The organism is Corynebacterium sp. CCUG 71335 (genome assembly GCF_024454075.1).
GTDB classification, from domain to species: domain Bacteria; phylum Actinomycetota; class Actinomycetes; order Mycobacteriales; family Mycobacteriaceae; genus Corynebacterium; species Corynebacterium genitalium.
The window spans coordinates 17,747-37,639 of record NZ_JAGPYY010000014.1 but is presented as its reverse complement, the minus strand read 5'-3'; the positions used below and the strand labels follow the sequence as shown (position 1 = coordinate 37,639).

General features: G+C 63.7%; 20 protein-coding genes and 1 tRNA gene. 11 read left to right on the top strand and 10 right to left on the bottom strand.

Annotated features, from left to right (window positions below):
- Nucleotides 1-13 precede the first annotated feature (13 nt).
- Both KBX19_RS09980 and KBX19_RS09975 read left to right on the top strand, forming a co-directional pair.
- Nucleotides 14-988, top strand: coding sequence for an SURF1 family protein (locus tag KBX19_RS09980; RefSeq protein WP_370687020.1), 975 nt, complete (start codon nucleotides 14-16; stop codon nucleotides 986-988).
- Nucleotides 989-1,062: 74 nt separating this feature from the next.
- Nucleotides 1,063-1,138 (top strand) — tRNA-Val (locus KBX19_RS09975).
- A gap of 220 nt (nucleotides 1,139-1,358) precedes the next feature.
- Here the strand turns inward: KBX19_RS09975 and KBX19_RS09970 are convergent.
- Nucleotides 1,359-1,769: a DUF3052 domain-containing protein gene (locus KBX19_RS09970; protein ID WP_005289414.1), complete on the bottom strand. Its 411-nt coding sequence runs from the start codon at nucleotides 1,767-1,769 to the stop codon at nucleotides 1,359-1,361.
- 169 nt (nucleotides 1,770-1,938) lie between these two features.
- On the opposite strand from KBX19_RS09970, the gene aceE reads away from it, so the two are divergent.
- The 7 genes from aceE to KBX19_RS09935 all read left to right on the top strand — a co-directional run bounded on the left by aceE (nucleotide 1,939) and on the right by KBX19_RS09935 (nucleotide 10,414).
- Nucleotides 1,939-4,731 (top strand): pyruvate dehydrogenase (acetyl-transferring), homodimeric type, encoded by a 2,793-nt coding sequence (aceE, locus tag KBX19_RS09965; protein WP_370687021.1) that lies wholly within the window; start codon nucleotides 1,939-1,941, stop codon nucleotides 4,729-4,731.
- Nucleotides 4,732-4,899: 168 nt separating this feature from the next.
- The gene (locus KBX19_RS09960) at nucleotides 4,900-5,283 is read left to right on the top strand and encodes a hypothetical protein (RefSeq protein WP_255998754.1); all 384 of its coding nucleotides are present in this window, start codon (nucleotides 4,900-4,902) and stop codon (nucleotides 5,281-5,283) included.
- A gap of 255 nt (nucleotides 5,284-5,538) precedes the next feature.
- Entirely contained in the window at nucleotides 5,539-6,057 is a 519-nt protein-coding gene (locus KBX19_RS09955) for a hypothetical protein (protein WP_005289406.1), read from the top strand.
- A gap of 556 nt (nucleotides 6,058-6,613) precedes the next feature.
- Nucleotides 6,614-7,027, top strand: coding sequence for a hypothetical protein (locus tag KBX19_RS09950; protein WP_255998752.1), 414 nt, complete (start codon nucleotides 6,614-6,616; stop codon nucleotides 7,025-7,027).
- A gap of 228 nt (nucleotides 7,028-7,255) precedes the next feature.
- A complete protein-coding gene (locus tag KBX19_RS09945) occupies nucleotides 7,256-7,771 on the top strand; it encodes an excalibur calcium-binding domain-containing protein (RefSeq protein ID WP_005289402.1) in 516 nt (171 codons plus the stop codon).
- Between the two features lie 123 nt (nucleotides 7,772-7,894).
- Nucleotides 7,895-8,485, top strand: coding sequence for a hypothetical protein (locus KBX19_RS09940; RefSeq protein ID WP_005289401.1), 591 nt, complete (start codon nucleotides 7,895-7,897; stop codon nucleotides 8,483-8,485).
- A 441-nt stretch (nucleotides 8,486-8,926) separates the two neighbouring features.
- Entirely contained in the window at nucleotides 8,927-10,414 is a 1,488-nt protein-coding gene (locus KBX19_RS09935) for an NAD(P)/FAD-dependent oxidoreductase (RefSeq protein ID WP_255998750.1), read from the top strand.
- Here the strand turns inward: KBX19_RS09935 and KBX19_RS09930 are convergent, their stop codons facing one another.
- Nucleotides 10,415-11,404 (bottom strand): alpha/beta fold hydrolase, encoded by a 990-nt coding sequence (locus KBX19_RS09930; RefSeq protein WP_255998749.1) that lies wholly within the window; start codon nucleotides 11,402-11,404, stop codon nucleotides 10,415-10,417.
- A 26-nt stretch (nucleotides 11,405-11,430) separates the two neighbouring features.
- Between KBX19_RS09930 and KBX19_RS09925 the strand changes: the two genes are divergently transcribed.
- Nucleotides 11,431-11,745 (top strand): acyl carrier protein, encoded by a 315-nt coding sequence (locus tag KBX19_RS09925; RefSeq protein WP_255998748.1) that lies wholly within the window; start codon nucleotides 11,431-11,433, stop codon nucleotides 11,743-11,745.
- Nucleotides 11,746-11,925: 180 nt separating this feature from the next.
- On the opposite strand, the gene KBX19_RS09920 is transcribed toward KBX19_RS09925, so the two are convergent.
- The 7 genes from KBX19_RS09920 to KBX19_RS09890 all read right to left on the bottom strand — a co-directional run bounded on the left by KBX19_RS09920 (nucleotide 11,926) and on the right by KBX19_RS09890 (nucleotide 17,469).
- A complete protein-coding gene (locus KBX19_RS09920) occupies nucleotides 11,926-12,309 on the bottom strand; it encodes a hypothetical protein (protein WP_050748795.1) in 384 nt (127 codons plus the stop codon).
- A 190-nt stretch (nucleotides 12,310-12,499) separates the two neighbouring features.
- The gene (locus KBX19_RS09915; protein ID WP_005289387.1) at nucleotides 12,500-13,387 is read right to left on the bottom strand and encodes a trimeric intracellular cation channel family protein; all 888 of its coding nucleotides are present in this window, start codon (nucleotides 13,385-13,387) and stop codon (nucleotides 12,500-12,502) included.
- A gap of 4 nt (nucleotides 13,388-13,391) precedes the next feature.
- The gene (locus tag KBX19_RS09910; protein ID WP_255998746.1) at nucleotides 13,392-14,213 is read right to left on the bottom strand and encodes a serine hydrolase; all 822 of its coding nucleotides are present in this window, start codon (nucleotides 14,211-14,213) and stop codon (nucleotides 13,392-13,394) included.
- Nucleotides 14,214-14,296: 83 nt separating this feature from the next.
- Nucleotides 14,297-14,797: a hypothetical protein gene (locus KBX19_RS09905; RefSeq protein ID WP_255998744.1), complete on the bottom strand. Its 501-nt coding sequence runs from the start codon at nucleotides 14,795-14,797 to the stop codon at nucleotides 14,297-14,299.
- Between the two features lie 110 nt (nucleotides 14,798-14,907).
- Entirely contained in the window at nucleotides 14,908-15,237 is a 330-nt protein-coding gene (locus KBX19_RS09900) for a hypothetical protein (RefSeq protein WP_255998743.1), read from the bottom strand.
- Nucleotides 15,237-15,890 carry a hypothetical protein gene (locus KBX19_RS09895; RefSeq protein WP_255998742.1) on the bottom strand — a complete coding sequence of 218 codons (654 nt, stop codon included), beginning with the start codon at nucleotides 15,888-15,890 and terminating at the stop codon, nucleotides 15,237-15,239. Before KBX19_RS09895 ends, KBX19_RS09900 begins: the two co-directional genes overlap by 1 nt.
- On the bottom strand, nucleotides 15,880-17,469 hold the full coding sequence (locus tag KBX19_RS09890) for an AAA family ATPase (protein WP_255998741.1): 1,590 nt from the start codon (nucleotides 17,467-17,469) through the stop codon (nucleotides 15,880-15,882). Before KBX19_RS09890 ends, KBX19_RS09895 begins: the two co-directional genes overlap by 11 nt.
- A gap of 128 nt (nucleotides 17,470-17,597) precedes the next feature.
- Here KBX19_RS09890 and KBX19_RS09885 point away from each other — a divergent pair, with 128 nt between their 5' ends.
- On the top strand, nucleotides 17,598-18,362 hold the full coding sequence (locus KBX19_RS09885) for a hypothetical protein (RefSeq protein ID WP_255998739.1): 765 nt from the start codon (nucleotides 17,598-17,600) through the stop codon (nucleotides 18,360-18,362).
- On the opposite strand, the gene KBX19_RS09880 is transcribed toward KBX19_RS09885, so the two are convergent.
- Nucleotides 18,359-19,801 carry an EsaB/YukD family protein gene (locus KBX19_RS09880; RefSeq protein WP_255998737.1) on the bottom strand — a complete coding sequence of 481 codons (1,443 nt, stop codon included), beginning with the start codon at nucleotides 19,799-19,801 and terminating at the stop codon, nucleotides 18,359-18,361. The two genes, KBX19_RS09885 and KBX19_RS09880, sit on opposite strands and share 4 nt — an antisense overlap.
- Nucleotides 19,802-19,893 lie beyond the last annotated feature (92 nt).

Here is a 19,893-nt window from a genome sequence, read left to right as displayed (position 1 = left end):
TAGGCTTGAAAGCGTGAGTGCGCCAAAGACCCGAACCGGTTCCGTGTGGAAGTCGTTTTTGACTCCCGGCTGGGTCATCGCGTTCATTCTGGCGCTCGCATTTTCCTGGTTCGCCATCACATGGCTGTCGCCGTGGCAGTTGAACAAGGACCACGACATCGTCGAGCGCAACGAGCGCATTGAGACCGCCTTCGAAGCAGACCCCGTCCCCGCCGCCACGCTTCTCGACGGCGGCTACGACCCCGCCGACGAATGGACCCGGATCTCGCTGACCGGCCGTTACGTGCCCGATGACGAGGTTCTGCTTCGCCTGCGGCCCGTCGACGGAGCCCCAGCGTTCCAGTCACTGGTGCCCTTCCAGCTTGACGACGATTCCAGCACCGTCATCCTGATCAACCGCGGCTGGGTGCCTGCCGAAGACGGCGGCACGACTGTTCCCGAGTTGCCCGCCCCGCCCGCGACCGAGACAGTCACCCTCAACGCCATGATCCGCACCCCGGAGGACCCCCACCCCGAAGGAGCCACCCAGGATCAGGGCTACACCATGGTGCAGTCCATCAGCCCCGCTCAGATTGCCGAGCTGACCGAGTCAGGCTCGGATTTCGCCGAGCCCTACGCCCAGCTGCTGTCCGACCAACCAGGCGTTCTCAACCCCGTCCCCCTGCCGCAGCTCGACCGCGGCAACCACTTGTCCTACGGGTTGCAGTGGATCGCCTTCGGCATCATGGCACCGGCCGGCCTGATCTACTTCCTCTATTCCGAGGTGCGCGAGCGCCGCCGCTACCGCCAGGAGCAAGAAGAACTCGCCGAACTGGTCAATCCCATCGCCGACGACTCCCCCGCCCCTGCGCCGGATTCGTCGTCAGCCTCTGGGACGACCGAGACCGAACCCAAAGCCCCGGCGGCGACAGCAGCTCCTGCCCGAGCTCGGTACGGAAGTTCACGCAAGAACCCGTGGGCTCAGAAAGAAACCGAAGAGCGCTTCTAGAGCTCTCTCGGGTTTTCAAAGGTTTCTAGGGTTTTGTTGGGTGACGCGCCTGCGTGCTAGCATCGTCGACACGCGCGCCGTTAGCTCAGCTGGAAGAGCAACTGGTTTACACCCAGTAGGTCGGCGGTTCGAGCCCGTCATGGCGCACCACAAAAGGAGAAATCACGCCCATCCGCACAACGCGATGGGCGCTTTCTTCTCGCCTATGTCTCGGTGGTCTTGTCTTCGTCGAGGCTGGGGTGAGGTGCGAGGCCCTTAAAGGTTCGCTTGGACGAGACGTCGCGAGCCAACGGCTCTCGTGCATGCTCGGGGGTAGAGATTTGGGGGTGCTTAAAGGGGCTTTTCAGCAGGGGTGTGGAATCTCACAGGGCTAGTTGCGGGCACCCGCAGAGCGCAGGCAAGACCCCTGCCAGTTCCCCAGGCGGTCCGCCTTAGTCTGCACGAGTCCAGCGAGCTGTGCGGACTCAGAGATGTCGCCGGGGTGGACCTCACCAGCCTGGTTCGCACCCGGGGTGAGCAGCCAAATTCGACCAGATTCGGAAAGGTTTCGAGTAGCGTCGACCAGCGCATCGACGAGGTCCTCATCGTCAGCGCGGTGCCATAGAAGGACGACGTCGCAGAGCTCGTCGGTCTCATCGTCGAGAAGCGCCTCGCCGATCCGGTCCTCAATAGCCTCGGAGATCGACGAATCACAATCGTCGTCCCACCCGAGCTCCTGGACGATGTCGTCGCCGGAAATGCCCAGCTTATCTACGAAATTCTCAGCGCTACCGGCGCCCACTGTGTGCTTTCCTCCTCAAACGGTGACTAACAATATTGCCAGGATACCGTTCCTGCTGCGCCACGGCGTGCATAGACAAAAAGAACTACGCTAGAAGATGTAGACGTGCGGTGCCCCCGCAACCCGGGAAAGGCGCCGTGACGTGCAGCAAGAATCCCGTATCGGAGGTATGGACATGGCTGAAAACGACGTAGAAGTAACTGCTGGGAACGACTCCCAGCACGCGATCATTCGCGATGGAGTTGCTTCCTACATGCACGACCCGGACCCGGAGGAAACGAAGGAATGGATGGATTCCTTCGACGGGCTCCTGGAGAACTCTGATCCTGAGCGTGCGCGCTACCTCATGCTGCGCCTTTTGGAGCGTGCCGACGCAAAACGTGTTCCCCTGCCGTCGCTGACAACGACGGACTTCGTCAACACCATCCCGACCACGCTCGAGCCGGAGTTTCCCGGCGATGAGGCGATGGAGAAGCGCTACCGCCGTTGGATCCGTTGGAACGCTGCCATCATGGTGCACCGCGCTCAGCGCCCGGGCATTAAGGTCGGCGGACACATTTCCACCTACGCGTCCGCAGCGGCGCTCTACGAAGTGGGCTTCAACCACTTCTTCCGCGGCAAAGACCACCCGCAGCACGGCGACCAGATCTTCGTTCAGGGCCACGCCTCCCCCGGTATCTACGCCCGTGCGTTCCTGGAGGGCCGACTGTCCGAAGATGACATGGACGGCTTCCGCCAGCAGCACTCCCGCGAGCAGGGCGGCCTGCCGTCCTACCCGCACCCGCACGACATGCCGGAGTTCTGGGAGTTCCCGACTGTGTCCATGGGCTTGGGCCCGATGAACGCGATCTACCAGGCACGCTTCAACAAATACCTGCAGGACCGCGGCATCAAGGACACTGCTGACCAGCACGTCTGGGCGTTCCTCGGTGACGGTGAGATGGATGAGCCGGAATCCCGCGGCTGCATCCAGATGGCCGCCAACTACGAGTTGGACAACCTGACCTTCGTGATCAACTGCAACCTGCAGCGTCTCGACGGCCCCGTCCGCGGCAACGGCCAGATCGTCCAGGAGCTGGAGGCCTTCTTCAAGGGCGCCGGCTGGGAAGTCATCAAGGTCATCTGGGGCCGCGAGTGGGATGAGCTGCTGGAGAAGGACGAGGACAACGCTCTGGTCCACATCATGAACCAGACGCCGGACGGTGACTACCAGACGTTCAAGGCCAACGACGGCGCATGGGTCCGCGAGCACTTCTTCGGCCAGGACGAGCGCACCAAGAAGCTCGTCGAAGACATGACCGACGAGGAAATCTGGAACCTGCGCCGCGGTGGCCACGACTACCGCAAGGTCTACGCCGCCTACAAGAAGGCGCTGGAGACGAAGGACGGCAAGCCGACTGTCATTCTCGCCTTCACTGTTAAGGGTTACGGTCTGGGCCACACCTTCGAAGGCCGCAACGCCACCCACCAGATCAAGAACCTCACCGCTGAGGACCTGAAGCTCTTCCGCGACATGCAGGGCATTCCGATCTCCGACGAAGAGCTGGAGAAGGACCCGAACCTGCCGCCCTATTACCACCCTGGCGAGGACTCTGAAGAGATCCAGTACATGAAGAAGCGCCGCGAAGAGCTCGGTGGCTACCTGCCGGAACGTCGCGCGCAGTACACACCGCTTGAAGTACCGGACCTGGACAAGACTTACAAGGCCGTGTTCAAGGACTCCGGCAAGCAGGATGTAGCCACCACCATGGCGCTGGTTCGTACCTTCAAGGCGCTCATGCGCGACAAGGAGATCGGCCGCCGCGTGGTGCCGATCATCCCAGACGAGGCCCGTACCTTTGGTCTGGACTCCTGGTTCCCGACTCTGAAGATCTACAACCCGAAAGGCCAGAACTACATCCCGGTCGACCACGACCTGCAGCTGTCCTACCGCGAAGCGCCGGAGGGCCAGATTTTGCACGAGGGCATCAACGAGGATGGATCGTCGGCAAGCTTCCTCGCCGCCGCCACGAGCTATGCGACGCACGGCGAGCCGATGATTCCGATGTACATCTTCTACTCGATGTTCGGATTCCAGCGCACCGGCGACAACTTCTGGGCTGCCGCCGACCAGATGGGCCGCGGCTTCATCGTCGGCGCAACTGCTGGCCGCACCACACTGATGGGCGAGGGCCTGCAGCACCTCGACGGCCACTCCCCCATCCTGGCGTCGACGAACCCGTCGGTCATTCCTTATGACCCGTCGTTCGCCTACGAGATCCCCTACCTGGTCAACAAGGGCATCGACCGGATGTACGGCCCCGACGGCGGTGAGAACGTCATGTACTACCTCACCGTCTACAACGAGCCGACCCACCAACCGGCCCGCCCGGACGACCTCGATGTTGAGGGCCTGCACAAGGGTATCTACCTGTACGACCGCGGCGCTGAAGACAAGGAGAACAAGGTCTCCCTCCTCGCCTCCGGCGTGGGCATGCGCTGGGCGCTGCAGGCACAGCAGATCCTGCAGGACGAGTACAACGTCGGTGCAGCGGTGTACTCCGTGACCTCCTGGACGGAGCTCGCACGCGACGGTGCTGCCCTGAACAAGGCTCGTCTGCAGGATCCGTCCGGCGAGCACGACGAGCCGTTCGCGACGAAGCAGCTCAAGCAGACCGAGGGCCCGTACATTGCTACCTCGGACTTTGCGACGGACCTGCACGAGCAGATCCGCCCGTACGTCCCGGGCCGCTACGTTGTCCTCGGCGCCGACGGCTTCGGTTTCTCCGACACCCGCGAAGCTGCCCGCCGCTACTTCAACATCGATGCTGAGTCGATGGTGGTTGCGGCTCTGACCGCGCTGGCTGACGAGGGCAAGATCGACATCTCCGTGGCCGCCGACGCAGCCAAGAAGTTCAAGATCGACGACCCGACGGCCGCCAAGCCCGACTCCGACTACAGCCCGGAGAGCGGGATGGAGTAGTCCGGGCCAACGTACCGGGTCAATGACCACCCTCGATCGCGCGAACGCCCGCTGCCCATTCTGTGCGCGGGCGTTCGTGTTTGAAGTTACGGTTGCGTTTGCCAATCGCGCGGGGGCGGTTTAGCTTAGAACCGTCTTAATATCCCGTAAGCTTTGCAAGGACCTACCATGACGACCTCCCAGCCGTACACGAACCAGAACCCGCACCAGCAGCCGGCGGGCCAGCCCGCAGGCTCCTACCCGGCAGGCGGCCAGGCCCCTGCCCCGCAGGAGAACCAGAAGCCGGGCCGCTTCGACAACGCCAACTGGTACGCGCGCGCCGCGATGGCTTTGTCCATCATCAGCATCCCGCTTTCCAACCTTGCATCCTGGACACTTCCGCTCGCCATCATCTGCCTGTTCGTCGGTTTCGGCCTGGCAATCTACGCCCTCGTGTCCAAGAACGCACCGAAGACTGAGCGTTGGTGCGCGTGGGTGGCTGTTGGCATCTTCGCCTTCAACATCGTCGCTGGGATCATCGCGTTCTTCTTGGGATTCACGGGAGCGATCTAGCCCGCTTCACCATCCAGACCATGCATGGGGTCGCCGTTGGGCGGCCCCTTTCGCATGTTCGCTTATCGACGCCGCGTGGCAGCCTGGCCCGCTGCCGTCGATACGCATGTGCTCTTTCGCATTTTCGTGCCGTCCACACGTCAAGTAACTGGAGCCACTGCCGCAACACGCCAGCTGGCGTTTTACGAAGCCCTTCCAGACGGCACGAAAATGCGAGAATCCTTATGGATCCTAGACGGCAGGTAACCTGGACACATGGTTGAGCTCGCCATGATTTTCAGCATCCTGCTGGGCCCGCTTGGGTTGGTGTTCATGCTCGCTGCGATCCGGTACCACACAACAGGCGTCCCAGTGAGCCAGCTGCGGAAGCCCTTCGCGCTGGGATCCGCCGTGGGACTACTGGGCTTCATTACGTTTGCGCCGCTACTGGTATACGGATTCATGGCCATCGGATTCCTTGCAGCTCTGGCTGCAGGCATCGCCTCGGGGTGGCTGCTGCGGAATTCACCGCGGACCTGGTCGGCGGCCGGGCTGTTTGCCGCGACCGCCAGCTTCGCATGCATCGGTGCTGTGACCATCTGGGTAGCCATTGGGACGAAAAGCGCGCCACCGACTTCAGCTCCAGGCGACTTCGTCTTCGCAGCGTTCATGGGCGCATTCGGCGTGTGGCTGACGCTGTTCCCCTTGCTGTTATTCACGGCCGCGATCACCATTTACATCTTCCGTCCAGAACCCGCCGGACCAGCCCCGACTCCGTATGCTGGGCCAGCATGAATGGTTTGTCGGATGGGGCTGCCGCCCTGGCCCTGAGCCATGTGGTGCTCGCTGTGCCCCTGCTCCCTATCGTCGCGATTGCGGCGTGGCGACACGGTGGTTTGAAGAACATTCAGAAGCATTTGCTGCTCGGCCTTGGGGTTGGAGTCCTTGTGTGTGTAGCCGGGTTTTTCTTTGTGTGGGCCATCGGATTGATGGACCCACGACACTTAGAATCACCCTTGGCGTTCCTCGTCGTCGTAGTGCCACTGGCCATATGGATCGCTGCTAGCAACGTGGCGGGTCATTCAGTACCCGGGACTAACCGTTGGATCTCAGCCGCCTCGGCCCTTGCTGCTGGCGCTTGCCTCGGGTTCGGTTCCCCTGCATTGTTCCTGCACTACCACTTCGAACTGACATCCGGCATTGGCTCGATCGGGTTCTACAACCCCTTCGCGGCATTATTAGGTGTCGCTTTAGCCTCATGGGCCATAGTATTTCCGGGGACGTGGGCCGGTGCAGGCCGGGCAACACGTTGGAAACGACCCCGGTGGCGCGATACAGATACAGGGACCCGATGGCACCATTTGTGATTGCTCAATCTTCCACGAGCGGGACCGATGGGGCGTGGGGTGCGGCGGGGCTCGCACTGCTGATCGGGATGATTCCGGTTGCCCTGGGGACTACCGCGGGGTTTGCGCGCTACATAGCCGCGAAAACACCTGTCGCCGAGGCCGGAAAGGCTCTGACCATCGGCGCCGGGAGAGGCCTAGTGGCCTGTTTCCCTTTCGTCATGCTTGGCGCGTTTTTCTTCAACTTCAGCTTTGTCCTCGGCATGATCTCCGTGCTCATACTGTTCGGGGCGGTTTTCTTCTTTGCGGGCAAGTTCTTATCAGAGTCGCCGCGCACCTGGTCCGCAGCCGCCCTCGTCGCGGACCAGCCGGGCGAATCGGGTCCACCACTGCCACCCGGACCACCGGAGCCGCCGTAGCCACAGCGCCCACGTTGGGGGCAAAGGTAGGTTGTTGCAAACGATAATAAATTCAGCTGCGGCCGTCTATAAGCGCAGGTCGAAGACCATAAGCGGCGCGGAACCTACTTTCCAAGTGCACTAATAGCGAAAATGCTAGATTCTTTTCCCATGAAGAAAACTGTCATTTCTCTGGCAACAGCCGTAACGGTGGGTGTTGCGAGCCTGTCTCCTGCTGTAGCAGAACCCGTGAATCCCGAACAGTCGACCCTCGGCTCGGCCGACACCGACGAGTCATCGACTTCCAGCGAACGTGACCAGTCGACGTCTAGCGAGGGCGACCAATCGTCGTCAAGCGAACGCGGTCAATTGTCTGACGGCGAAATCGCAGCCATCGTCCTTGTCCCGATCGTTGCTCTGGCCGCGATCGCTGGCGGCGCGTTCTGGGCAATCCAGAATGGAATGATCCCCAACCCGCTGCCTGGTGTTATTCCGGGTCCAGCTCCCAAGCCTGCGCCAGCTCTCGCTCCGAAACCTGCACCGGCTCCCGCTCCTAAGCCAGCGCCAGCTCCCGCCCCAAAGCCTGCACCTGCCCCGGCACCAAAGCCTGCGCCCAAACCCGCTCCCAAACCGTCCAAGTACTACCCGAACTGCCGAGCAGTCTGGAACGAACTCGGCCGCCCGATTAACTCTGGTGAGCCGGGCTACGGTAGCCACCTCGACCGCGACGGCGATGGAGTCGGTTGCGAAAAGCGCCCCCGTTAAGCGCTGACGCAGACGCAACGGTTCAGGCTAGCGGCGAAACACCGTTCATCACCCTTCCAACCTTTAGGGTGAGAGCATGAACCTGGAAGCCCGATTAGATCTGCACAGTGTCGGTGTCGGTGCATGAGCGCAGTTGGAAATGCGGTGGCTTCGGCACTGTTGGGCCATCTTCTGCTCGCGGTGCCGCTTGCCGTCGTAATAGTCGTCGCAGTGCTACGACACCGCGCAACACGAACGCCGTTGACCGGCTTGACGCGACCTATTCTGGCGGGCTTGGGCTCGGGTGTGTTTTTGCTCGCCTTCTCAGTCGCGTTTCTGGTCGCTGTCCAAATGGTTGACTTCCAAGCGCTTCCAGAATTCGTGGAGACTCTGGCCCTTCCCATCCCGCTCATTGTTTTCCTGGGCATGTGGTTTTGCCTGGGTCTAATGCTGCCCACATCCCCACGGACATGGACCCCATCTGCTGCCGCTGCCGGCGGTGTATGCGTCGGATTCGCCTCGCCTTTCCTGCTTTACTGCAGCTATGAGGTGTACCGGAACCACGGTCAGAACGGATCCGCAGACATCTTCTGGATCATGCAGATCGCGGCCCTCGTTCCATGGGTCGCCTTTCCCGTTGTTCTCGTCCTGGTGGCGCTGGGGGTGTGGGTGAGGGATCGTCGACAAGCGATGCGTCCCGGGGCGACGGCGAACCGAAAACTTCTGCCCCTTTAGCCCTGTTCATCGTCGGTGGTCAAACATCGGAGGTTGCGGACCGGTCCGTCCGTCCTGCATACGGTTCCTTCCTGCAACGATCCCTGCTACCGAGCACAACGTCAGCAACGGGTAGACAAAGAGCCACCCGGCAAAAGGCATGATGAGGATGAGGGCACCGGCGGCTTGCGTGGTGCTGTAGTCGTTGTGAGGTTGCGAAAAGTAGAGGGAGTACAGCACTCCCGTAGTCAAAGCGGTGCCGACGTGGTGCCATAGCGAATGAGCGAAGGAAAAAGCGCCAAAAGGCTCGGCACGATCACGGCGACGGCGAGAATCACCGCAGCACCCAGCAGCTCCCCATCATCCATGGGCTCAGTATCGCAAAACGGTGCATGAACTGCTGCGCGATGTTTCACAACCAGACTCGCTTCGATAGCCAAAAGAAACATCTAGGCTTGAACCATGAGCCCCGAGAATCCTTTGGACCTGTTCATCGTCGGCGCTGGACTGAGCGGTGTCGACCTAGCGCACCATGTGAACGAGAATTTTCCTGACTGGAACTGGGAGATCGTCGATTCCAATAAGAAGGTCGGCGGTACGTGGGTGACCTTCACCTACCCCGGTATTCGCTCGGATTCGGATATGGCGACGTTCTCATTCCCGTTCAAGCGCTGGCCGCACAAGGGTAGCTTGGGCAGCGGCGAGAACATCCAGAAGTATGTCGAGGATGTTGCGCGTGAGGAGGGCGTATTCGACCGCTTGACGTTGAGCACCTGGGTGGAGCAGGCGAACTTCGACTCGAAGAAAGGCCTGTGGGAAGTCACCATGCACACCCGCGAGGACGGTCAGGACATCCCCGAAGGCCACACGGACGCGCCGACGGCTGAGCGCACGATCTGGACGAAACGCCTGCACTTCTCTTCCGGCTACTACAAGCACCATCGCGGCTTCACGGCGGACATTCCCGGCGCGGACACGTTCGAGGGCACGCTCATCCACCCGCAGCGCTGGCCGGAAAACCTGGACCTAGCAGGCAAAAAGGTCGTCATCATCGGTTCAGGTGCCACGGCGATCACGCTGCTGCCGGCGCTTCATGACCGTGGTGCAGACGTGACCATGCTCCAGCGCACCCCGACCTACGTTGCTCCCCTGCTCAACCGCGACAACTTCACCGCCGTGACCACGAAGATCATGCCGGAAAAGCAGGCGCTCTCGGCCGCCCGCGCGATGCACATCGTCCGCGATATGGCGCAGTACTGGATGTGCCAGATCTTCCCGTGGCCCGCCCGCGGCTACTTCATGGCGCTCAACCGCGCGTACATTCCGTTCCGCGAGATCTTCAAGAACTTCAACCCGCCGTACGGCCCCTGGGACCAGCGCGTCTGCAAATCCCCCGACGGCGATTTCTTCAAGGCTATGCAGGACGGTGCGCGCGTTGTCACCGCGAAAATCAAGGAGATCACGCCCGACGGCATTTCGCTTGTCGACGCCCCTTCCCTCCCCGCCGACATCATCATCACCGCAACAGGACTCGATATCCAGGTCTTTGGCGGCGCCCGGCTGTTCGTAGACGGTGAAGAAAAGACCGTCCCGGATGCCGTCGCGTACCGCGGAATGATGGTCGACGGGTTGCCCAACTTCTCTTTCACGGTGGGCTACCTGAACCAGTCGTGGACACTGCGGGCAGACTTGGTCTCCCGGTACATGTGCCGGTTGTGGTCCATGATGGACAATGACGGTTACACCCAGGCCACCCCGCGCTTCCCCGCCGACCTGGAAGCTGACATCCCGCTGATGAACATGGACTCCGGCTACCTGGTGCGCGCTCGGAAAGACCTGCCCACCCAGGCCGGCGTCGACCCGTGGATGTTCGCCCAGGACTACATCCGCGAGTACCGCGCGTGGGGCCGCCCCGGCGCGGATCTCCGCGCGGATATGGTTTTCAGCTAGTTAGGGTGCCTGGTCTTCAGACTTGTCGATAAGCGGGTCGACGAGGCGGCGGATGGCCGTGGTCACAGCACCGGGTGCGTCGAGAGGCGGCATGTGCCCGGAACCGGGCAGCACCTGGAACTTTGCCTGCGGCCACAGTTTGTGGAGTTCCTGCGACTGTGAGACCGGCGTGACTGTGTCAATGTCGCCGACGAGAATGAAGCCTGGGATGGTCGCGAGCACGTCGGCAGCGGCGCGCTCGTCGTGGTCGCGGAGGTCATCAAAAAATCCCGAGTACGTGTCCAGCGGAGTCTCCTGGATCATGGCCGCGTGGAATTCCACGACATCCCAGGACATTCCCGGCGCGTAGAAACCGACCGCCAGTACGGGCGCAAGCGTCTCGGTGACCACGACCCTCACGCTCTCCGACAGGATCGGCAGTGCCTGCACCATGCGGTAGAGCGCCGCGCCAGCCGTGCCGCCGAGGGCTTGGGGCATCCCGCGGTCGGTAAACGGGTCCACTGACGACGAGATCTGCACGCTACCGGCCAGATTGAGCTCACCGGCATACCGGCGCATCAACGACAGCGACACCGGCCCGCCAAGCGAGTGCCCCACCACAATGACCGGCCCGGTGATCCCCCGGCCTCGGACGACGGCGATGATGTCGTCTGCGGCGGCATCAACGGACAAATCTGCGCCCTGGTCGGCGGTGAGCCCGTGTCCCCGGTAGTCCACCAGCAGCTGCCGGACAGGAAGGTGCTGCAAAGCCCTGACCTGCATGTAGAAAGACTGCGAAGAGATGTTGAAGCCGTGAACGTACAAGACCGTCAGTGCCTCAGGCGATTCCGGCCCACACTCGTACCAGTGAACATTCAGACCGTCGTGGTTCGTGGCGCCGGTGCGCATGCCGGTCAGGCCGAGGTGCCCCGAGCCGCTGTACAGCTCGCGACGCATCGCGATGAGCGTGCGCTGGGTGCCGGGGCTAAGGGCGCGCAGGTAGTTAGGCATACGGGAATGGTATCTAGAATGGGGTCATGGAACTTTCACAGCGTCTGGACTTGGGCAAGCTCGGCCTCGACGCCACCACGTCGGACGAGCCGACCCCGCTCGAAGGCGACACCATGGCCCAGCTTGCGGGACTGCTGGTTCAGGTCGGCGCTATCGACGACGCGGACGAGGTCAAAGGCACAGACACCCTGGACAGTCTCGGGGTCGACTCGTTGACCCGCATCGAGCTCGCCGTCCGCGCGGAAGAGCAGTTCGGTGTCCAGATCGACGAAGAGCTGTGGAACAGCTGGGCCACGCTTAGCGACGCCGCCGCCCACCTCGACCAGAACTCCTCACCCTAGGGTGAACGCCCCGATGCCTCTCGGCCCGGTGTGAACGATGTAGCGCACCAACCCATGCCCCGGTCTTTATAAGTCCAGTTCACAGCAATGTGCACGTCGACTAATGGGGCGTCTCGGGCTGAATCGTTCACACACGCGGCAGGAAGGACCCCGGCAACCATACCGGAGTGCCCAGCAGCGCTAGACCCTTGCCGAGAACCGGAACGTACCGGCAAGTTCGGTCAGCGCAGCCCGGAAGGTGGCCAGTTCATTGGCTGGGGCGTCAATGATCTCGCGGCAGCTGACGGTCGGTGCAACCCCAGCACGTCCCGGGTCGCGCGTCCACCGGGTGAACCAGCGGGTGTCCCAGATCGCGGCGTCATGAAGGTCGGCATCGTCGAGACCGGCGGCATCGAGAGAAAACTCGGAAAGCTCAGCAGGACTGAGGTGCTCGGCCATGAGCTCTTCTACGCGCAGGCGCAGGTGGCGGGGCATTCCGCTAATGGAGAGGACAGCCCGCTCCCGTGGCGCAACCGGGCTGAGGGTTGGTGCAGACAGGGCTGAGTCCAGAAGTGTGACAGTCATAGGGAAAGTCCTTTCATTGACGCGCGCATGCACGTAAGACGAGGATCGTCTTCCCCTACGTCCTCAAACGTTTCAAGAGTCTCGAAACGGCTCGGTGCAATTCTTCATGCGCTCTAGCCACACTGGCAACCCTCAACCTGCACTTGACACCCCCATTTACTCAAGTGCTAGTTGAGGGTTTTACTCGGTTTTACTCGGCTCGGCGGGCCCAGCCGCCGGCCGAGTCCTCGCCGTCCCGGTCGATGTAGACGCGGTACAGAGCGGCAAGGAACTCTTCTCGAGTCGCCGGATCGACCGCCTCTAACGCCTCGCGGACCTCGCCTTTGGTGGGCATCATTCCGTCGTCGTTAATGGGGTCATCCAGGAGGGCGTGTTCCTTGGAGAGGCGCCAACGTCGAAAAGCATCGGGCTCGAGCCGCGCGAACAGACGGTTGATTGTACCCAGCTCGGAGCTCGCGGGGACGTACCAACCCGCCCAGTAGGCGGCGGTACCCAGCGCGAACGCGATGAGCGGGGCGCACACCAGCGCAGCGGAGGGGTGCTCGAACGAGTAGAGCACCAGCGCGGTAACGGAGCCGACAATGGCAGGCACAACGTACATCTGCTGGTCGTTGAGGATGCGCGGGATGCGCCCAATGAGCACCTCACGAATAACCATGCCGCCGGTCGCGGTGATGATGCCCATGAGGATGCAGCCGATCCACGCCACCCCCGCCGAATACGCGGTGACAGTGCCGGTGGTGCACCAGACGCCGAGGATGACCATGTCCCCGTGGAAGCGGGTGAGCTCCCAGACGTACCCGCGCAGGTTGGCCAGGAATGCAACCAACGCGCCGATGAGCGCGATGGAGATGTACCAGGGGTCCGATAGCGCCGCGACGGGAGTATTGCCGATCATCGCGTCGCGCATCATGCCGCCGGCCATGCCGGAGATGATGGCGATGAGCATGAAGCCCACGGCGTCAAAACGCATGCGGCGCGCGACTGTGCCGCCGATGACAGCGTTGAGGAACACGCCAATGAGGTCGAGGACCGCGATGGCTTGGCCGACTGCGTTGTCAATGCCTCCGAAATACATTCGGCTAGCTTAGCTGGTCAAAGATCCGCGTATTCGTCTCCTGCCACAGCGGCTTTGCCCAATCCCCGAATTCCTTGTCCGCGAGCATGACCATCGCTGTCCCCGCGCTTGTCGACGCCGACCATGCCGGCACCACCCACATATATGTCCCGGACATACCGAAGTGCCCGACGGTGTCACCCGGCATGCTGTCGCCGGTCCAGTGCGGGGACTTCTCCCCCTTGATCTCAAACCCCAGGCCCCACGGGCACGGCTTTTGCATCCCGTAGCCGGGCACGACGCCGCGCAAGTCGCCGAACTGGTTGGTGAAGGCTTCCCGCAGCGTCTCTTCGCCGAGCAGCTGTGGGGCGATGAGCTCCTGCGCGAACGCCACAAGATCGCTTGCCGACGACCGACCCCCATGCCCCGCAGACCCGTAAATCTCCGTTGACCCCATTCCCAGCGGCTCGAAGACGCCCGCCCGGGAGTACTCGTCGAGCGTCATGCCTGTTTCGTCCTGGAGTGCATCGGCGAGGATCTCGAAGCCTGCCGACGAATAGATGCGGCGCTGCCCCGGCGCCTTCTTCGCCTCGCGCGAATCCATCTCCACTCCGGAAGCGTGCGCCAGCAGGTGCCGGACCGTGGACCCGTCCGGCCCGCAGGGGGTGTCCAGTTCGAAGACCCCCTCCTCCACCGCCATGAGGAAGGAGTAGGCGGCGAGCAGCTTGGTCACGCTCATCAGTTCGTAGACGCGGTCGGGGTCCCCCTGCTCCGCGTGGACACGGCCAGTGAGCGCAGCAGAAACAGTGACATCGTCCCAGCCAGCGCCGGTGAGGTTGAGTTCCATATTCGCCACCTTAGTGGCGCTGACGCTATTGCGGTTGCCGCGCTAGTGACTGCCGTGCTTGCAGCCGCCCCGGTCATTGCCGACTATCGGTTCGCGATCCACTGCATCAACGCGGATCCGCCGATGGTGCCGCCGAGAATGACCGCCCCGATGGCGAGTGACCCGAGCAGGATGCCGAATCCGCGCGGCTTCACGCTCGGTTGCTGCTCGCCGAACCGGATCGCTGTGCCGAGCGCTGCCATGCGCAGCTTCTCTGACTGCACTGCGAGGCGGTGGTCCTTGCGTGGCGGGCGCGCCAGGTGGGCTTGCCCGTCACCGCTGGAACCGCCGGCTGGAGCCACCGCCGGTTGCTCCCGTGTGCCCGGAGTAGTCGCCGGCGCAGGCGAGTTCTGCTGCCCCGCCTGCGGCTGCTGGAGCGGCTGCGTGTGCGGGCGTTGGGGCTGCGATTGCGTCTGCGGGTGGGTCTGTGACTGCGCATTGCTTCCCGTTCGTCCCCGCTTCCGCGCGGGCTGCCGCTCAGTAGCCGGCTGAAACGCTTCCCAGCCTGCGAATGACGGTTGCCCCTCGGGTGCTCGGTGGCTCATCAGTGTCTTCTTTCTGCGGTCTTCTCTCTGCGATCGCGTTCAGTGCGGGACCAGTACTTGCACCGCCTGGCCTAGCCCGTCCCAATCCCGCCTAACCATGGGCTGGCGGCTTAGAAGAAGAGGTAAAGCAGATCTTCCAGGCCAGGCTCGGGTGGTGCCGGGGCCGGCGGAGGAGGTGGAGGCGCAGGAGGCGGAGGTTCAACCTGGGTGACGGTCTCCGTCTGCACCGGGGCCGTGGGCACTGGCGGTGGAGGAGGCGGCGCTTCCGTCGTCGTTTCAGGCGGCGGGAAATAGCTCGACGGCAACGGAGGCAGCTCACCCAAAGGCGGGATCTGCTGCTCGACGGGCTTTTCCTTTGCTGCCCCAGGCTGTCCGCACGCACCCAGCACGCCACAGCTGCACACCAGCACCGTGGCAACGAGAAGCTTTCTAGCCTGCATTAACGCGACAGCTCCCTTGCTACGTGGTGAACGGCTTTCACTGCATCGGGATCGGGGAAGAAGCGCTTCACACCCTCGTCCCATCCTTCGGGTGTCGTGGGGTTGCCGGCTTCGCACAGAATACGTGCAGCTGTCAGCGCGGCGTCGTCAATGTGGTCGGGGTCCGGTTCACGCCCCGTCTCCGGCGTGCTGGCGTACTGCTCCCAGCGCGACGGCATGATCTGCATCGGCCCGACGGCTACGTCCTTGCCCGGGTCGTCGTCAGTCACGGCGCTGTCCGTGTCGCGAACAGTGACCGGCGGCTTGCCCATAATTGGCAGGCCCCGCAACGGCTTCGAGGTGCGCCCGTCCTCTTGCACGACCGATCCTCCTGCCCGGCCGTGGTCGGAGGCGACCTGGCCGATCGCAGCCAAGGTCGGCCACCCGATCTGGCATCCCCCGTCTTCGTGCACGCGCCATGCGGCGAAGGCGTAGGCGCGCAGCTGCCGTTCCGGGATCCCGTAGGGCTCAGCACGGCCCGTCGACCACTCGGAGACTGTGTCTACCTGCGGAATTTCCTCAGGCACCGGGGGTTCCAACCGGGGTGCGCAGCCAGCTACCGCGAGCGCGGTGGCCGTGAGCACCACTGTCAGGCGCACCCTTTTAGCGCGCATGCCGATGCCACGACCCGAAGTCTTCCGCGATGGAGGCAGCCAGCTCGCGGTACGCCTCCAGCGTGGACCGAGAGACACGGTCCAGATCCACGACTGACCCTTCTGCCAAGTGGCGGTCATAAGGAATGACGTGCACGGCGCGCGTGCGCGAACGGAAGTGCTCCACGATCTGGTCCACATCCACAGTGGGCTTGCCCGGCACCGAGGAGGAAACGACCACGACGGAATTCGCGGCCAACTGCTCGTAGCCGTGCAGAACCAGCCAATCCAGGGTGGCGGAAGCAGACTGCGCACCGTCGAGCGCAGACGAGGTGACCAGCACCAGGGTGTTGGCCAGGTCGAGCACACCGGCCATGGCCGAGTGCATCAGGCCGGTGCCGCAGTCGGTGAGGATCACGTTGTAGTGGTGCTGCAGGATGTCGATAGCCCGGCGGTAATCTTCTTCACTGAACGCCTCGGACACCGCGGGGTCGCGCTCACTGCCGATGACCTCCAAGCGCGACGCCGCCTGCGTGGTGAACGCCTTGACCTGCGGGTAGCGCGTGGTGTCCTCGGCTGCGAGCAGGTCACGGATCGTCGCCGGGCCCGGACCGGCGGTGCGCTGGGCTAGCGTTCCTAGGTCGGGGTTGGCGTCGATAGCAATCACGCGGTCGCCGCGCTCGCTGGCGAAGACACCGCCGAGGGCGACGGTGGTCGTGGTCTTGCCCACGCCACCTTTGAGCGACATCACGGCGATGCGGTAGTCGCCTCGCAGCGGGGTGCGCACTGCCGCGAGCAGCTCTTCCTCATTGCGCTCCGCCTTCGAGTTGCCCGGGTTGATGAACCCGCCCGAGGCGGAGTGCACGAGCTTGCGCCAGCCGGACTTAGGCGGCGCCTTCACCGGGTTGACCAAGTTGCGCTGATCCAAGGCCACCGGCGGGGTCAGCTCGACCTGGTTCGCTCCGCCCTGGTTGATGCCTTGCTGCTGCGACCGCTGGCCGGAAGCATTCGCGGGCCCCTGCCGGTAGGCGGGACCCGGATGCACCGGGCCGGGCCCCTGTTGCGGCGCGGCCGGCTGCTCCGGCGGCCACGGCGCGACAGTCGGCTCCTGGTTCATCGACTGTTGCGGTTGCGCGGGGGCAGGCCCTGGCGCGCCTTGTTGGTTGCCGGGCGCCCCGTACGGCTCATCGTCCGCGCGGCGCCGACGCCCCGGACGGTCCTCCTGGTCCGGCTCTGGTCGCGGGGCGTAGTGCCCACCTGGCGAGGGCTGCGAGGGCTGGCTTTGCGACGGCTGCCCGTACCCGACCTGACCATAACCCGGCTGCCCCGGCTGACCCGGGTTCTGCGGCTGCCGCGGCTCCGTCTGCGGTTCAGCGTACGGCTGCTGCCAGTTCTCGGGCGTCGGTTGCCCGGACGGCACCACCGTCGAGCCGCCCTGGTCGTTCGCGTCGTCCGTGCGGTGCCGCGACGGTTGCTGCTCGGTTTGCTCAGGCCGGTTCTGGGGAACCTGGGGCTGAGCTGGTTCAGTGTGCCCCGCCGGTCCGGGTTCGAACTGCAACCAGGACGGAATGCCTGCTTGAGAGTCGTTGCGCTCGTTCACTTCAGCTCCTCGTTCGGTTGGTTCGTTTACGCCGCCTGCAATAGGTGATGAATTACGTACGGAACACCTTAAACATTCCCTTATGCTATACAAAGCATGATATTTCTCGACCCCAGATCGAAAAAGCCATGAAGACACCCTCTCCCGCTTCGCTCACGCGCCACTTGAGGTGGACGGATGCCGTCGCGCATTCCCAGCGCCGCGCTGGGCGTATCAGCGACCAGCCGGCCCTCATCGCCGTCGCCGCCGTAAGCGACCAGATGCTGACCACCCCGACGACAGCGTTGATTTCCATCGTGCTCAACGCCACCGGCCGCCTCCCCATGGTCGCGGTGGACGCAGATGGTGTCAACCAGCCGCTGCGCGGCCCGTTAGGCGCTCACCGCGGCGGTGATCTGGCCGGGCTGACGCAGTTGCCGTCGTGGGGTTTGCAGCGCTCCCAGATTGAGCCGTGCGCAGATAACACTGGCGCCACTCCCCTGCTGACCACGGCCAACCCCCAGCCGCTGGACCCGGAGGAGTTGATGACTGCTCTGCACCGCGCCTCCCACCGTTGGCCGGTCGTGGTGGTGGATTTGCCGTACACGTGCAACGGGGAACTCATTGTCGCGGCCACCTCGATTGCCACCCACGTCGTGCTGGTCGCCGACCGCTACTACACCGACACCTCGTGGCTGGCCCGGCCGGGGCACCACTTGTCGGAGCCGGCGCAGCAAGGTCGGGTGAGTGTGGTGCGGGTGGGGGCGCAGCCGTCGGAAAGCGATCCAGCGGGGATGCTGACGCTGCCCGCAGCACGGGCAGCTAGCGCGCGCGACCGCATTGACATCCCCACGGATCCAGCGGCAGTGATTCAGTACAACCGCCTGGTCACTCGCCTTTTCGCTACGCGCTAGATCGTCGCCCAGTAGTACTCGTACAACCCCTGCGCGGCGAGGATAACGGGGATGGACGCCAAGCAGACGATGATGTCCACCAGCGAAATCACGCGCGCCGAGCGAGCTTCTTGCACGTCGTCACGCTGACGCAGTGAGCTAGCCACAAAGATCGTGGCACCAATCAGCAGCACCGCCGCGGCTGTGAGCCACGGCCACGTTCCGGCCTGGCCGGGCAGCCACCACGGCCCCGGATCAGCCACGACACCGTCATTCTCCGACCAGCGCACCGCGGCCCCGGCGGCCAGGCTCAGGCCAGCAATGCCCACTCCCGCGAGAACAGTGATGATGCGCGCGTCGGCGAAGCCGTTTTGGCGCAGCAGCACCGCGCATGAGAGCACCACCGCGATGAGACCGTGCTGCCAGACCGGGCTCGCGGTCAACGTGACCAGGGCTAGCAGCGCGAGCGCGCCCGCCGACCACGCCACTCCACGGCTGATCGCCTCGGCCTGGCGCGCCTGGGCCCGAATCGCATCGCGTTCGACCGGGTCCCCCGCCTCGTTGTGGCGGATCAATGCCGGTAATCCGGTGGAGCGCAGCCCTACCGAGGGGGCAATGAGCAACAGGAGGATCGGCACCCAGGCCGACCATGCCGCAATGGCGTAGATGTTTCCCCCGTACGCAGTGCCTACGAGCACAACGCCGGCAACCACAGCGACGATTGCCGCCGCCAGCGCCCCACCGAGCCCACCGGCTGGTTCACGCCGGCCTACTGCCCACAGCGCAGGCGCGGCACCCATGGCCACGACAGCGACACCAGTCGCCGCCGCGCTCGCCGAGTCCATGCCGCGCACGAGCACACACGCGATGACTCCCGCCGCGACCGGCACCAGCACGCTGAAAAACCGCATCCAGTCGTGTTTGCGCCACAGCGCCAACCCCAGCCCGATCACGGCACCGCCAGCGAGGATGCCGAGCTGCGCCCACCCGACGGCAGAAAGGGGCAGTTCCTGTTTCCACAGCCCGCGCCCCGCCAGGGCACACACGAGAGTGATCAACACCGCCGCCACGGCCAACGCTCCACTGGTGCGCATCGGCCCGGACCATCCCCATTGCGCGGAACCGACCGTCGATCGCACCTCGGCGATCGCGTCGTCGACAAATGGCGTGCGCGCGGCCTCCTGGCGGCGGGTGAGGTAGAGCTTGCTGCCGTCTTCCACGCCGTGCTCAGCCAAGGTGGAATGCGGGTCGATCACACCTGTCTTCGGCGATGACAGAACCCATGTGTAGGTGTCGGCGGAGGTGAGGGAATCTGGGCCGCCTTCCGGGTTACCGGAGTGCCGGTCGAACAATTCGACGGCATCATCGACGATGTCAACGGCTGGACGGTTGTACGGCAAACTCACGTCGAGCTGCCGCCCTCCATAAAAGATGCTCACGCGGACGAAGACATCGCTCATGGGACACTAATCTAACACTCATCGTAGACTCAGCTATCTGGCCCGCTTTTCGCCCAGACAACAACGCGACCGCAGCACCACTAAGGAGGGGC